Source organism: Wolbachia endosymbiont of Drosophila bocki (assembly GCF_028982005.1).
Lineage (GTDB): Bacteria > Pseudomonadota > Alphaproteobacteria > Rickettsiales > Anaplasmataceae > Wolbachia > Wolbachia pipientis.
In genome coordinates this window covers 1-15,870 of the sequence record NZ_JAPQLG010000123.1, presented here as the reverse complement: position 1 = coordinate 15,870, position 15,870 = coordinate 1, and the positions used below count along the sequence as shown (strand labels likewise).

Below are 15,870 nucleotides of genomic sequence, written 5' to 3'. Positions count from 1 at the left end.
GCTATTACCAAAAGAATCAGGTTAGTAACGTATACCACTACAAAGTAGTACAAAAATAATCCATTTAAAACTTTAGTTAGTATCAATGAAAGTAGTAAAAATGGAGTAGTAAAAAATATAAAAGCTGCAGAGCCAACAAAAAGATTCAATAGCAAAATTCCCTTAAATCCAGTGTGTTTATAAAGTGACTTTATATTTTTTAAATGAACAATATAAGTTTGCATATAGCCTTTGATCCAGCGCGCTCTTTGCTTAATCCAAGCAAATACAGCAATTGGTGACTCTTCCAATGTTTCTGAGTCAATCATCCTGGTTTTATATCCCATTTGCGCAAGTCTCAAACCGAGGTCAGCATCTTCGGTAACACTGTAAGCATCCCAGAAAAACACTTTTTTTAGAATTTTTACTGAAAAATGATTACTGCTACCACCCAAAGGCATCAGCATGTTCATTTTTTGGAATCTAGGCAACAAGTATTGAAACCAGTTCATATACTCCAGAGAAAAGGATTTTGTGAGAAAATTATAATCACAATTATAGTAATTTAATTTTGCCTGTACACAGGCTAACTTATCGTTGCCCTTATTAAATTCAATCAGTGCTTTTTTTAACTGCAATGGGTCTGGTTTATCGTCCGCATCATATATTACTGCATACTTTCCCCTAGCAAAGCTCATAGCATAATTGCATGACTTGGCTTTTGTTCTAGGCAAAGAATGAGGCACTTTTATTACTTCAAAATACTGCGGTAAAGTGTACTTTTCTATAGCTGCTAGCGTTTCTTGGTCATCACTTTCTACCTGAAGCTTCACATCTAATTTTGATTTTGGATAATCCAAACTTTCAATGCTTTCAACCAATTGCTCTATCACTGCACTTTCTTTAAAAGCAGGCAATAAAATAGTATATATAGGAAAATCTTCTTCATTCAGCTTACTATAATCCACTTTTTGGTTGGAGGTTTCACATAAGTTAAAAATTGTAGCTATAAACTTGAATAAATAACTAGAACATCCGATTATAAATATCAACATCAAAGCAAAATATGTATATTTCTCTGTTAGTGTTAAAATTGAAGTTACAATAAAGAAAGAAGCAAAAAATATTGAGCTTAGTTTAATGCTTTTGGCTGAAAAATTAGGATTCTTGTAATATAAGTAGTTGCTTGCAAATTCTGAAATACCAAAGTGCGAGTTAAGAAGATTTAAAATCTGTTCGCTATCCACTTTTATTAATACATAGTCAATACCGTAATGAGTTTCGACCCAACGGGTGATATCTAGACTTGTGTCTTCAACCATAAAAAAAGTAGTATCATTTAATTTTTGCCAAGGAATTATATTAAATTTATAGTAAAAAAGTTTCTCTTGCTCTTTGCACAAACTAGAATCAAACTTAATTTTTTCTACATTATCAGCTTGAAGTATAGGCATTAAACCTAATGCAATTTTTTATTTAAGTCACGTGAAAATGAAGATATGACCTCACTACTACGCTTATCATCTTTACGTTCATGCATTATTTTTTTTACAGCATCAGCAGCTATACTCGCTGTGTTAGCCTGTAAATCTCCAAGAGCTTTTTCAACTTGGTCAGTGACTTTCTTCAAGTTAGAATGGGCATTGTCATCTAATGTCTGATCTAGCTGCTGTCTATTGTGCTTAATGATACTATTAGCTTTATCAAGTGCTTCATTCATCATTTTATTAACTTCTGCATCTAATTCTTTGTATTTTTTAGAAGATTTTTTGTAATACTCCAACATATCTTTCCTGAATTTTTCAGTTTCTTCACTTGAAAATTTGCTTTTGTTACGCTTATTGTTAAGCGCATTTTTTACCACTTTCTTTAGCAATTTATACGAAAGGACAAAACTTACCAAGAAGGCAAGACCGATAATCAGTGATGTAGACATAAAAACCCCTAAAATTCTTTAGACACCAAGTCAGCAATAAATTCCTCTTCAATTTCAGAATTAATCAATTTAGTATAATAAATTAAAGCAATACTAGTAGCCATTTGTTTTAACTGATCAGTATATTCAGATTTAAATTCTGCCACTTTTTTTTCAATAAGCTTGCTCTTTTTTTTGTCTTCCTCTTCTAGTATATTCTTAACATTAGCTCTCATTTCTTCTACCTGAGCAAGTGCATCATCTATGATTTTTTTTGCCTGTATTCTAGCTTGGTTTAAAGCGGCATTATACTTGGCAACCTGATCTTCCGTGAGTCTTAAAAGATGAACAGAACTATTAAAAGAATCCAATACTTCCTTACTTCTAGTGCTTATTATTTCATCTAACTTTGGCAAAAATAAACAACTTACTACGAAAAAAAGTGAAGAGAAAAAAATTAAAAACCAAAAAACTTGAGAAAAGAAGGTTGAAACATCAAGCTGTGGCATCTGTTAAGCAGCAAATATTAATAACATTGCAAGTACAAACGCAAGCAATCCCATGATTTCAACCATGGCAGCACCAATATAAACATAACTTTTCATTTTACCTTCTGATTCAGGGTTTCTCGCAATCCCATTTAACATAGCAGAGAAGATATTAGCTATACCTAAACCAGCACCGAGCATTCCAAACACAGCTAAACCAATTGCTATAAATTTTAAAGCTACTAAATCCATATATTACCTTTAATTATTTCCTTATAATATAATTGTAAAATATTCTACAAGGAAGTCAATTACTTTACTGCGTCTGACAAATATACACATGTTAATATAGTAAATATATAAGCTTGTAAAATTGCAACAAATACTTCAAATCCTATCAATGCAATTATGAACAAAAACGGCGCAGGAGTGAAAAATATGTTCATATTTACAATAAACCCTGCTATCACTTTGATGATTGTATGACCAGCAATCATATTTGCTGCAAGCCTTATTGATAGGCTAACCGGCCTTACTAAATAAGCAAACAACTTAATAATAATTATTATAGGTGCAAGCCACGAAGGAGTTCCTTTTGGTAGCAATATGCGTAAAAATTCTACTCCCCTTTCTTTAAATCCAACAATCGTTATATAAATAAAAACCACCATCGATAAAGCGAAGGTGACTATCACATGACTTGTGACCGTGAAACTATAAGGAAGAACACCAACTAAATTACACGATAAAATGAAAATAAATACTGTGAATATCAATGGAATGTGCTGCAAGCCTTTGCTTCCAGTGTTATTTTCTATTATTGAAATAACAAAATCATATACATACTCAACTGCAGCTTGCAAATATCCTGGTATTACTGACCCCTTCTTTATTCCAAAAAGCAAAAAGAGTATCATCAATATCACCGAAATCATCGTGAAAAAAGATGAATTGGTAAAGCTTACGTCATACCCAAATAACCTAGGTAACTCTATTATTGTATATACTTTAAATTGCTCTAGCGGATTTAACGCCATTTTGACCCTATGTACTTGAACCATAACAGTAAATAAAGTATGAATTTTATAGGACAAAGTCAAGGGTTAAGATAAGGCTCTGTGTTATTATAACATTGATACATTAACAAAATATGTAATTAGAGTGTTAATTACAGTCAGCTCTGTATTTTAAAATTTACTAATCTTATTAAATTATTTAACTTAACATCTTATTTTAATTATAATTTAATTTTTAGTGAGGTATATAATGAACGAAATAGATTTTATTAACGCTAATCATCCTTTAAATTTAGAGCAGAAATTTGGTAACGGATACATCAAATTGACAGATGGTTCCTTTAACGAACATACTGGCCATTATCAAATAGGAAGCGAAATACTAGATGAAAGCCATAATATGATAGGAGACTTAACTATAGATGGCTACATTCATAGCTTCCATGCAGATACCCACAATATGAATCTTAAATCCTTTACGGAGATAGATTTAAAAGGTGATATAAAGAAGATAAATTCCCTTTACAAGAAGATATAAAGTTACAAAAACTTCTGCATCATTGCTTGTGATACAGAAGTCACTTTTCATTCCACTACAATAAGCTTTAAAATCACTACATTTTACATTACAATAACTTTTTCACTTCTTTTTAGGTCCATGAAATTCACATTATCTTGGTTATTAGAACACTTAGAAACCAATGCTAGTTTAGAAGAAATTACCGATAAATTAACTCACATAGGGTTAGAAGTAGAAGATGTGATCGATAATTCCAGATTGACTGGGTTTATTGTTGCAGAGGTATTAGAAGTCGTACCTCATCCAAATGCTGATAAATTAAAATTATGTAAAGTAAATGATGGAAGTAAAATTCTACAAATAGTCTGTGGAGCAAACAATGTTAGAGAAGGTATGAAAACTGTACTTGCATCTCTTGGTAGCACGTTGCCAGAAAGTGATCTCACAATTAAGTCCACAAAAATACGAGGAATGCTAAGTGAAGGGATGCTCTGCTCTGCTTCTGAACTTGCGCTGGTTCAAGAGGAAAGTGAAGGAATAATCGAGCTTTCCGATGATTATAAAGTAGGGGATAAATTTTTCAATTGTGACCCTGTAATTGATATAAATGTTACTCCAAACCGTGGAGATTGCTTAGGCATTTATGGAATAGCTCGCGACCTTGCTGCAACTGGAATTGGGACATTAAAGACTTTAAGCATTCCACAACTTACCAGCTCCATAAATTCACCAATCGATGTTGAAGTTACTGACGGGGAAAGTTTTATTAGTGGAATATACATCGCCAATGTAAAAAATCAAGAAAGCCCAAAATGGTTAAAAGATAGGCTGGAATCGATAGGAATGCGCTCCATTTCTGCAATAGTTGATATCACGAACTATATTATGATATCTTTCAGCCGCCCAATGCACGCGTATGATGCAAAAAAAATAGAAGGAGAGCTCACAGTACGCAAAGCAAACGAAGGAGAAAAATTTGCTGGTTTGAACGGTAAAGAATACTTATTAAACAAAGACATAAGCGTTATTGCAGGTGATAAAAATATTCATGGAATTGCTGGAATTATAGGTGGTAAGTGCAGTGAATGTACTCTTGAAACTACTGATATCTTTTTAGAGTCTGCTTGGTTCGATCCCATCTCTATTACTAAATCTTCAAGGCAGCTCGGCATCTCCACAGACGCTAGTTACAGATTTGCACGTTCAGTTGATCCTGGATTTACTTTTGATGGACTCAACCTTGCAGCTAAAATGATTCTGGACTTATGTGGTGGAGAAACCTCAAGCGTAGTGTCTGCTGGCAGTTTAGATAGTGCTGACACCAAGGTGAGCTTTGATTATCAGGATGTGAACAAGTTTGGAAGTGTGTCTGTATCGCCTGATGAGGTGCTTGATATCTTAACGAAACTAGGGTTTAGTATTGATAAAAAAACCGAAGGCAATTGGAATGTACAAGTACCAAGCTGGAGACCGGACGTGACAATACCGGCTGACCTAATCGAAGAAGTAACAAGGATATACGGCTATGACAAAATAAAAGAAGAACCACTACCAAATAATGTTGAAGAAGTAGATAGTACATACGACAATTTGCGTATTTTGATGACAAACAGAGGGTTTCATGAAGTGCTAACCTGGTCGTTTATGAGTGAATCAACAGCTGAAAAATTTGGTTACTCGAATAAGTTATTTATCATCGATAATCCGTTTAACAATAGCTTTAATATAATGAGACCAAGTATTATGCCAAATTTATTGCAAGTTACTGCTGATAATATTGCCCATGGAATATCTGATCTTGCAATCTTCGAAATTGGGCCGATTTACGATGGTAAAGCTCGGTCTAAACATGTTTTAAGTGGGATAAGAACAGGAAATAATTTACCGCGAAACCATTATAATACTGATAGAAAAGTAGATGTTTTTGACGCAAAGGCTGATTGCATAGCAGCTTTGGAGTTTTTTAACGTCAATTGTGATAATTTAGCGATAGAGAGAGCAGAAAAAGAACATTATCACCCAGGAAAGTCAGGTACTCTCTCTTTTAAGAATAAAGTAGCAGGTTATTTTGGAAAGTTGCATCCTAATATATTAGATCTTTTTGATATCAAGCAAAAAGTTGTAGGTTTTGAGGTGATATTAGAAAATATTGAAAATTTACCTGTAAGTAGAAAGAAATTTATCGATTATAAATACCAAAGTGTAAAACGTGATTTTGCATTTATTGTAAATAAGGATGTGAAAGTAGGTAACATAATCAATGTGGTAAAAAAAAGCTCAGAGCTCATCACAGAAGTTTTAGTATTTGACGTATACCATGGAAATAATATAGAATCGAATAGGATGTCTATAGCATTGTCAGTTACTTTCTGCTCTCCAACTCACACTTTAACTGAAAAAGAGATCCAAAAAGAATCAAGTGCTATAGTTAATTTAGTATGTGAAAATACCGGAGGAACTTTGAGAACTTATCGTTGAGTCACAATCATGGTTTCCTGCCGTTGCTGTGTCACACTTACTTCATCCAATTTATTTCCAATATTGAATTCAATATCCTTGAAAAATCTATCCCGCATTCCATGCAAATGCTCTTCTATTTTAGGCCACACACCATTTTTAAATGTTACCCCATCATCAGAAAATAAATTACCTAAAAAGGCTCCAATACCTTCATAATTTGACTGAAAACATTGAAGAAATGTCTCTCCTTCTTTATAAGTATTATGTGCCACATTTAACGCTTTTCTCTCTGTAGTCTCTTTATAAGCATTTGATGCTCCAATCTTTATTGCACCAAACATAACTTTACTCCAGTGCTTAACTTTCTGTATACAACCTTCACTACTTCCTGGTACATTATTTATTATATCTTTTGTCAAATTATCTATCAAAGGGGACAATAAACCTTGATAAAAGTGCTTGATATTATTTTTTGTTTTTATCACAGGGCTTTTTATGCATTTTTCTGCCAAATAGTATTCAAGTTCCGCTTCCTCTAACAACCTCTTAACTGCTTCTTCGTTAAAAGTTTCACGCTCGAACTCCTTCAGTAAATCATCCTCTATTATTGCAAACTTTATTTTTTCGCGAGATTCTAGTTCTTCTATATAATCATTTTTTGTTTCTTCATTTATCAACAATCCTTTTTCTTCTAATTCTAGCTGTTTTAATGCTTTGAGAATTTCTTGGTTATTTTTCAAATGCTTCTCTATTAATTTTGTACTTGGATGCTGTTCTCCTTTCCTATTTCGCTCACCTTCTAAATATTTGTTTAAATCCTCATTTTCTTCTATTACTTTCCTTAACGATATAGGTTGCTCTAAGCATTCTGCAATTTCCGCTCGGTGCGCATTAATCCTCTGTACTAAATCCGGCTCCTTTTCCTCTAACAGCTTACATGAATCCTCTATACCCTTTGCTTGGCCTTTGAGTACATTTTGTTTTTTGCATTTCGTTATTTCTAAATATATCTTTGCTACAAAAGCATTTACTTTATCTGAAGCTTCTTTTAAATTCTCACTCAAAGAACCTTTTATCTCCTTTTCTAAATCCCGAAACTGGTCTATTAAGCTGAGCATGCCTAATAGGCCTAACTCACCCTTGGCTTTTTTCATTACTGATTTTACTAGCCTTTGCTCAACTTCTTGACCATCATACTCGAACTTAAAAAGACCTTCTAACCTTCTTCTTAAAACATCACCTGCTAAATTATTCTTTTTTACATCTCCATATATTTCTTTCAATTTTTCATGTATCCTAATATATCTTTTTTGTCCTTCTTTTTTTAAAAGATTAATCTCTTCTTTAGCATTACCTAGAGCTGTCTCTATTTCTCTACTATGTATATATTTATAAACATCAATAATTGTTCTCTTAGCTATCTTCCCTTCTTCTTTAAGCCGCTTCCATTCTGCTTTAAATATAGGAAGCTCACTATCATCTAAAACATCCGGTACTTTTGCTCCTGCTTTTTTCAGATCTCTTATTATCACTTCTTTCTCACCTGGTAATTCCTTACCTTGACTCTCTAATTCCTGTCTCACTAAAGAATTTTTTACCTCATCTTCCAGTGAAAAACCTTCTTTCCGTCTATCCAGCTGAAACCTAACTGCTTGTATAAAGGCAACTTGATAGGCGTTGTATATTAAGTGAGTTGTCAACTTAAAATCTATGCTACTTACCACTTTTAACCTGAATTCGTCCAACAATTCCTTCAATTTATCATATGTAATCTCTTTCTTTTCTAGCTTTATCAGTTCTTCCATAGTCTTCGCAAATTCTTGAATAGAAGTTGCAAGCACATTCTTGATCTCATTACGTAAAGGCTTAAGACCATTTTTTAAGTGGATATTAGCTGATAATTTCAGTATGGTATTATGTTCTGAATCACGTGCAACATTAAACCAACTACCGTCTTTATCTTCGTATAAATCTCTAAGTAATTGTTTAAATTGCGGTGGAGACTTAACTTCCATATTCCACTTAATGTCTGCTTCAATAGCCTCTATCTCATGAAAAGACACCTCAATATTTTGGTGTTCATTTTGACATAACCCATTACTTATTTTAATAGCAGCAATCAAAAAATGAGATAATTTTTTATTTAAAAGATAAAAAGTAGCCAAAGCGAGTGTTGCAGGAATAAGTAATGCTGCAAGCACAGCGATATTAACAAGAGTCACTATTGCAGCAAGAACACCATATGCCAATCTTTTTGCTGTACTTTCACTTACTTCACTTTTTTTTGTTTTATTCTCCTCTGAACTGATTTGTGTCTTATCATTTGTCTTTAATTTATTATATACGGCTAATCCTAACGCAGTGAAAACTATATAAGGAAACATTAAAACTGATAGAGCTAAATTTAATACTTTCTTCTCCGGGCAAGCTCGATTTACCTCTTTAAATATTCTACTTGATATATTATACCAAGAAGTAAAAAAATCAGAGTTATAATCTTTATAATGAAATATACTGAGTGGAACGTTAAAATTAGCTAACGGCTCTTGTTCTTCCACAGCATCAAAAAATTCTTCTTCCTCTCCTGAAGTAGCAAGACCTAAATCATTCCCTTCTTCTACATTAGAAACAGCTTCCATAGCATCAAAAGACTCTTCCTCTTCCAAAGTAACATTGGAAATAGATTCTACTTTACCTAAATCATCACTATTGTTATTTAAGTCAACAACTTTCTTACAATCTACAACAGCATGCATACCATAACCTTGCCTCAAGTAACCTAAGTATAGCATAAACAATGACAACTTTCAACTACTAATAATTTAACCTAATACCAACTATCAAATTTTGGTACTCCTTAAAATAAAAGTTAGTTCCAATTTCTGTATTAATGTCCAAAGATAAGGCAAGGGTCTGCTCTTTTATATATTCAACCCACGTATTTATTGCTTCCTTAATTTTCCCATCTTCTGTTTTGATTATTACTCTGATTCTATCGGACATATGAAAATCAGCTTGTTTTCTAGTTTCCTGAATGAACCTCACAACATCTCTTGCAAGCCCTTCTAAAATCAGTTCATCGTTTAAGGCAGCGTTTAGAACAACAACTCCTTTGTTGTTATCAAATGCAGAAGAAAATTCACTGTTTGCTTTTAATGATAGCTCATATTCGCCTTTTTCTATAATGTAATTTTCTGATTCGTCTCCTAAAAATATTTGTTCATTATCAACTTGCCTCCACTTCCCTTCCTTGGCATATTGAACTAGTTTCTTGATCTTGTCTGGAATTCTCTTTCCAAGCATAGGAAAGTTTAGTTTTAGCTCAAGTGATGCAATATCTTCAAGTTTGTTCACTAACTCTAGCTTTTTTACATTTACCTCATCTTTTATCATCTCTTGATATTCACCTTCAAGAAAACCGCAGGAAGACTGATGATAAATGATCATACTGCCAAGTGGCTGTCTGATACGTATGTTAACAGTGTTTCTAATAGAGAGTGCAGAGTTGCATATCTCTCTCACCAAATCCATCTTGGCAATGAGCTGACTATCAAACTTCTCTAATTGTGGAAAATCAGCCAAATGAACAGATGTTTCTTCATACTTAAGCCCTTGCCATATATTCTCTGTTATAAGTGGCAACAAAGGAGCTGCAGCTCTTAGTATGTAATAAAAAACCGTGTATAGGACATTATAAGCGTCGGTTTTATCTTGATCCAAGTCACTTTTCCAAAAACGCTCGCGACTGCGACGAATATACCAATTATTTAGCACTTCAAAAAAATCCATCAGAACTTTGCAAGCCTCTTGGGAATTATAGTTGTTCATAGAAGCTTGGATACTTTCTACAGCTTCAAAACATTTGGAAATCATGTAGCGATCAATAGTGCTTCTATGGTCCTTACAAACTTCAGCTTTAATTCCATCTGCATTTGCATACATAGTAAAAAAGTGATAACTATTCCAAATAGGTTTTATTACATTTTTTAGAACATCTCGTATTGAGTTTCCTTCTTTGTCGAGTAGCAAATTACCACCACAAACAATAGATCCAGAAAGCATAAGAAAACGCAGTGCATCAGAACCGTATCTATCAAAAACCTCCATTGGATCTGCATAGTTATTCAAACGTTTGGACAATTTTTGCCCTTTTACATCCAAAACAACACCGTGGCATATGCAGTTCTTAAATGGTTCCCTATCAAACAAAGCAGTGGACAATACAAAGAGCGTATAAAACCACCCCCTGGTTTGCGCTATGTATTCAGTGATAAAATCCGCAGATTCAAACCACTCCCTATTTTCAAACGGATAGTGGACTTGCGCAAATGGCATCGAGCCAGATTCAAACCAGCAGTCAAACACGTCAGGTACACGGCGCACAACTGATTTTCCTGTTGGATCATCAGGATTTGGTCTTGTTAAAGTATCGATAAATGGTCTGTGCAAGTCGTCTATTTTAACATTAAAATCTCTCTCCAGTTCTTCTATTGAACCATATACATCTACTCTTGGATATCTCGCATCGTCTGATTTCCATACAGGGATTGGCGTACCCCAGAATCGATTGCGTGAGATTGACCAGTCGTGTGCCCCTTCAAGCCATTTTCCAAATTGACCATCTCTAATGTGGTTTGGTATCCAATTAACTCTCTTATTTAGCTCTACCATTCTGCTTTTGAATTTTGTAACAGCAACATACCAAGAAGGCATAGTGCGATAGATCAAAGGAGTGTCAGTTCTCCAGCAGTGTGGATAATTGTGAATATATTGTTCAGTTTTAAACCAATTCCCTTGCTCTTTTAATTTTTTTATTACTGTATCATTGGTATCAAAAACATGAACCCCTGCCAAATCTGAAATTTCAGCAGTAAATTTTCCACTGTTATCAATTGGACAAATAACTGGAATATCATGGCTTTGGCAAAGGTAAAAATCTTCCTCACCAAATCCAGGAGCAGTGTGCACAACGCCAGTACCATCTTCTTCCGTCACATAATCAGCAATAAAAACGCGAAATGCATTTTTTGTGTCTTTAAAATAGTCAAACAGTGGTTTGTAAGAAAGACCTGCAAGATCATTCGCTTTAAGTTTCATATTGCAGTTTTCATATGGAATATTGTTTTGTTCAGAGTGGCTGATAAATTTCTCTAAGTAGCTTTCAGCAAAAATGTATATTTCACCATTCATTGAACTTCCTTCACTACTCCCTGTCATCCCAGTGCCCAGACACTGGGATCCAGAAATAGATTCCAGCGTCACGCGCTGGAATGACATCAAAGGGTGGACTGACACTGCACAATACTTAATATCTTTTCCTATTGCTAAAGCCAAGTTGCTCGGCAACGTCCAAGGAGTTGTAGTCCAAGCAAGTAATTTACACTTTCGTTTAACACTTTTAAATTGCTGTGGGTTTTCTAAAAGCTCAAATGCAACAGTTACAGCTTTGCTAACTTTTTCTCTATACGCGTTATCAAGCCTTGTTTCGAAATTAGATAATGGAGTTTCGCATGCCCAGCTATATGGTACAACGCGCACTGATTCATACACCAGACCCTTATCATAAAGCTGCTTGAATGCCCACATGACCGACTCCATGAATGATTTATCCATAGTCTTATAGTCATTGTGAAAGTCTACCCACCTTGCTTGCCTATTTACATACTTCTCCCACTCTGATGAAAATTTCATCACAGAAGTACGGCAATGATCGTTAAATTTATCTATACCAAACTTCTCTATCTCAGCTCTACCAGATATTCCAAGTTCTTTTTCTGCACCCATCTCAGCCGGCAATCCATGGCAATCCCAGCCAAATCTACGTTCAACCCTTTTTTGAAGCATAGTTTGATATCTTGCAAATGCGTCTTTGATGAAACCAGTGAGTAAATGTCCATAATGCGGAAGTCCATTTGCAAACGGAGGCCCATCGTAAAAGACAAAACAATTATCCTTGGAACGTTCTTCAACTGACCGCTCAAAAACTTTGTTTTCCTGCCAAAATTTTATGATTTCCTTTTCTAACGATGAAAAATCAGGACTACTTACTGTATCAGGATAATGCTTTGACTTCATGTTCGCTATGTAAAACTAAAGAATATAGGGCTTTCTGAAAAATTACAAATTCAAAAATATTTCCGTAGCTCACACCCCAACAAACTATTCTGCCGAGCTTCCAATACCTTTTTTTAAGTTTTACTTGCAGTTTTTATTGTTTTACTTAACATTAACCCAAGCTTTAGGGGTATTTTACGGATCAGAAGACAGATAAGTTTCCACAATTTTTAAAAATGTTGTGCTTTGTTGAAATGTGGGAACGTTTCTCTTACTATGGAATGAGGGCACTTTTGGTCCTATTTTTGACTTCTCACTTAGGTTTCACTGATGAGAGGGCCTTTACTATTTACTCATTATTTGCTGCAACAGGTTATGCTATGCCAATACTTGGAGGTTTTTTAGCTGATAAGTTGATGGGATTCCGCAACATGGTGTTGCTTGGAGGGATAGTGATGATAGCAGGTCATGCTTGCATGTCATTGGTTAAGTTTGAACCAGGTTTATTATATTTAGGTTTATCTCTAATAGCCATAGGTACTGGTATGTTTAAAGGGAACGTAACTAACTTACTTAGTTCATGCTATGGCAAAGACGATCCTGAACGTAGCAGAGGCTTTACTTTATTTTACGTAGGTGTGAATATTGGAGCAATATTGGCTTCTATTTCATGTGGTTATGTAGCCCACTTGTTTGGCTGGCACTACAGCTTTGGTTTAGCTGGTATTGAGATGTCTATAGGGCTAATCTTTTTTCTCAAATTTCAGAATCTTTTAGGAGATAGCGGCCTTTCTCCTTATCCAGAGCTTATGAATAAGCGCATATTAGGGATTAAAATTTTTGGTATAGTATTGATAGGAAGCTTTCTGTCATCATCAATAATTGCTAAAATGCTTATACATAGTGAATTTTTTACTAATATGCTCATATTTATTGGAATAACAGCTCTGGGCATATTTATTTATATAATATCTAAATTATCAGCAGAACAAAGACGAAAATTAGTGGCATTATCTATTCTTGTGGTATTTTTCTTGTGTTTTTTTGCTTTAGAAATGCAGCTTGGCTCTTTGGTTAACTTATTCACCGAAAGAAACGTTATTAACCATGTATTAGGTACAACAATCCCAGCTTCAGTTTCTCAAGCCATAAATCCTTTGTCAATTATAATATTTGGCTTTCTTTTTGGAACATACATGAAGTTTAAGCAAAAATATGCAACTTCCATATTTACCCTTGGCCTTCTGACAATGGCTATGTGTTTTTTCACACTGTACATAGGATGTTTAAACTCTAACATTGAAGGTAAAGTAGAATACTTATATTTAATAATTGCTATCTCCTTTATGGGACTGGGAGAGTTATGTATTGCTCCATTAGTCCAAGAACAAGCAACTACACTAGCCCCCAAAAACCTTAGAGGAGTAGTGATGGGTATAGTAATGCTGTCATTAGCGTTTTCTAACCTAGCCGGAGTTGCAATATCAAAATTTATGTCAGTTCCTTCAGTAAATGGTAAAATAAATTATTTAGAATCTTTAGAAATATATAAAGAGGGTTTTTTAAAGGTGGGAATATTTAATTTAATGCTCGTTATTGTATTTTTATTCTTCTTCAATTTTATACATAAAGTTATTACTAACTCATCTTGTACAAAAAATTGATATAGGTAAGCTCAAGACTACTATTTGTAGATTTAAGGTACCCGTTCAGCAGAGGTAGCAATTAAACTTTGTAACTTTTGAAAAAGATTATGATTGCATTTTTTCAATACTCTTTGCTTAAGACTTATATTTAACGCTGCTCAAAATCAGTAAAAGGCACACCCCAACAAACTATTTTGCCGAGCTTCCAACACTTTCACGTTTACTATTTTGTCTCTGTATTTACCTTCAGGATCATCAATGCACACTGATTGCATATATGGGCTTTTACCAATAATTTGGTTTTGGTGTTTACCTTTTTTATCGCTAAATAGAACAGGTATAGTTTTGCCTACCATACTCTGGTTAAACTCAAGTTGTTGCTTACTAATTAATTTCTGTAAACGAAGAAGGCGCTCTGTTTTAACCTCTTCTGGTACTTGATCTTTTCTTTCCGCTCCCGGTGTGCCTGGTCTTGGGCTGTATTTAAAACTATAAGCCTGAGCATATCTAACTTTTTCTACTAATTTCATAGTTTCTTCAAAATCTTTTTCGGTTTCTCCAGGAAAACCAACAATAAAATCAGAAGAAAATTCGATTTCAGGTTTCAATTTGCGAAATCTGTCTATTATTTCCAAATACTCCTCTGCAGTGTGTTTCCTGTTCATCGCGTGCAATATTTTATTCGAACCAGACTGCACAGGCAGGTGAACAAACGGCATGAGCTTTGGCTCTTCCGCATGTGCCAAGTAGAGAGATTCATGCATATCTCTTGGATGAGAAGTTGTATAACGAATCCTCTCTAGCTTTTCAATTTTAGCAATATGACTAATTAATTTTCCTAAATCCCACACTTCCCCTTCGCACTCCCCATGGTAAGCATTGACGTTCTGACCAAGCAAATTGATCTCATTTGCCCCATTTGCAACTAATTTCAATGCTTCACGAAATATTTCATTCATTGGCCGTGAATACTCAGCTCCACGAGTATAGGGCACTACACAAAACGTACAAAATTTATCACAACCCTCTTGTATGGCAAGAAACGCAGAAGACCCCTGGCTATTGCCATAGCATTCATCTGGCAATTTATCAAACTTTGCAACTTCAGGAAAATCAGTGTTTATTACATGACCTTTACTTCTGCTTGCTTTGACTATCAGCTCCGGTAAGGTAGCGATACTCTGCGAACCAACAACAATATCAACAAAAGGAGCCCTTCTGAACACTTCTTCTCCCTCTGCTTGCGCTACACACCCAGCCACCACTATAGTCATTTCTTTTCGTAACGAATGAATCTTCCCAAGCTCTGAGTAAAGTTTTTCTGCTGCCTTCTCTCTAATGTGACAAGTATTCAGTATCACTAAATCGGCTTTCCCTGCATCACTAACAACGTTGAACCCCAAAGGTTTAATTACATTTTCCATTAAAACGGAGTCATAAACGTTCATCTGACAGCCGTAAGTTTTAATATATAGGCCTTTCATATTTGGTATGTCTTTTTCAAAATTTCTTCACCCTACACGTAAATGCCTAACAGACCAGCGCGTGACGCTAGTGAACTTGCTAGCACAATAGATTTTGACAAAATTATACGAAAAACTGGATCCCAGTGTCAAGCACTGGGATCCAGGAAAAAGAATGGTGTCATCCGAGTAGCTTGACACTGGCATCCAGGAAACTTAATTGCAAGTAATGCATTGAGTTTGGTGAGTATGGGTTTTGCGTTAGAACCTGTTTAAAATCTTCGTAATAGGAGAGAAATGAAGGAAAGGACAATCATTTGCAAGCTGGT

General features: G+C 34.6%; 11 protein-coding genes and 1 pseudogene. 4 read left to right on the top strand and 8 right to left on the bottom strand.

Going from position 1 to position 15,870, the window contains the following annotated elements; all coding sequences use genetic code 11:
• The 5 genes from OZD61_RS02760 to OZD61_RS02740 form a co-directional block, all read right to left on the bottom strand.
• On the bottom strand, positions 1–1,433 hold a 1,433-nt coding region (locus tag OZD61_RS02760), incomplete at its 3' end, for a glycosyltransferase family 2 protein (protein WP_274979761.1).
• 5 nt (positions 1,434–1,438) lie between these two features.
• The gene (locus OZD61_RS02755) at positions 1,439–1,915 is read right to left on the bottom strand and encodes a F0F1 ATP synthase subunit B family protein (RefSeq protein WP_274979760.1); all 477 of its coding nucleotides are present in this window, start codon (positions 1,913–1,915) and stop codon (positions 1,439–1,441) included.
• Between the two features lie 8 nt (positions 1,916–1,923).
• The gene (locus tag OZD61_RS02750) at positions 1,924–2,403 is read right to left on the bottom strand and encodes a F0F1 ATP synthase subunit B family protein (protein WP_182320183.1); all 480 of its coding nucleotides are present in this window, start codon (positions 2,401–2,403) and stop codon (positions 1,924–1,926) included.
• A gap of 3 nt (positions 2,404–2,406) precedes the next feature.
• The gene (locus tag OZD61_RS02745; RefSeq protein ID WP_006014985.1) at positions 2,407–2,634 is read right to left on the bottom strand and encodes a F0F1 ATP synthase subunit C; all 228 of its coding nucleotides are present in this window, start codon (positions 2,632–2,634) and stop codon (positions 2,407–2,409) included.
• Between the two features lie 59 nt (positions 2,635–2,693).
• Positions 2,694–3,419: a F0F1 ATP synthase subunit A gene (locus OZD61_RS02740; RefSeq protein WP_022626288.1), complete on the bottom strand. Its 726-nt coding sequence runs from the start codon at positions 3,417–3,419 to the stop codon at positions 2,694–2,696.
• A 229-nt stretch (positions 3,420–3,648) separates the two neighbouring features.
• Here OZD61_RS02740 and OZD61_RS02735 point away from each other — a divergent pair, with 229 nt between their 5' ends.
• Both OZD61_RS02735 and pheT read left to right on the top strand, forming a co-directional pair.
• Positions 3,649–3,936, top strand: a complete 288-nt coding sequence (locus OZD61_RS02735) for a hypothetical protein (RefSeq protein WP_274979759.1) — start codon at positions 3,649–3,651, stop codon at positions 3,934–3,936.
• A gap of 120 nt (positions 3,937–4,056) precedes the next feature.
• Positions 4,057–6,396 carry a phenylalanine--tRNA ligase subunit beta gene (pheT, locus tag OZD61_RS02730; protein ID WP_274979758.1) on the top strand — a complete coding sequence of 780 codons (2,340 nt, stop codon included), beginning with the start codon at positions 4,057–4,059 and terminating at the stop codon, positions 6,394–6,396.
• Here pheT and OZD61_RS02725 read toward each other — a convergent pair.
• Both OZD61_RS02725 and OZD61_RS02720 read right to left on the bottom strand, forming a co-directional pair.
• A complete protein-coding gene (locus OZD61_RS02725; RefSeq protein ID WP_274979762.1) occupies positions 6,387–9,134 on the bottom strand; it encodes a coiled-coil domain-containing protein in 2,748 nt (915 codons plus the stop codon). The two genes, pheT and OZD61_RS02725, sit on opposite strands and share 10 nt — an antisense overlap.
• A gap of 58 nt (positions 9,135–9,192) precedes the next feature.
• A complete protein-coding gene (locus OZD61_RS02720; protein WP_274979757.1) occupies positions 9,193–12,453 on the bottom strand; it encodes an isoleucine--tRNA ligase in 3,261 nt (1,086 codons plus the stop codon).
• A 212-nt stretch (positions 12,454–12,665) separates the two neighbouring features.
• Here OZD61_RS02720 and OZD61_RS02715 point away from each other — a divergent pair.
• A pseudogene (locus tag OZD61_RS02715) lies at positions 12,666–14,096 on the top strand (peptide MFS transporter); the annotation flags it as partial.
• Positions 14,097–14,242: 146 nt separating this feature from the next.
• Here the strand turns inward: OZD61_RS02715 and miaB are convergent.
• Positions 14,243–15,562, bottom strand: a complete 1,320-nt coding sequence (gene miaB, locus OZD61_RS02710; RefSeq protein WP_274979756.1) for a tRNA (N6-isopentenyl adenosine(37)-C2)-methylthiotransferase MiaB — start codon at positions 15,560–15,562, stop codon at positions 14,243–14,245.
• Positions 15,563–15,604: 42 nt separating this feature from the next.
• Here miaB and OZD61_RS02705 point away from each other — a divergent pair, with 42 nt between their 5' ends.
• Complete coding sequence (locus OZD61_RS02705; protein WP_274979755.1) at positions 15,605–15,739, top strand: hypothetical protein; 135 nt, start codon at positions 15,605–15,607, stop codon at positions 15,737–15,739.
• Positions 15,740–15,870 lie beyond the last annotated feature (131 nt).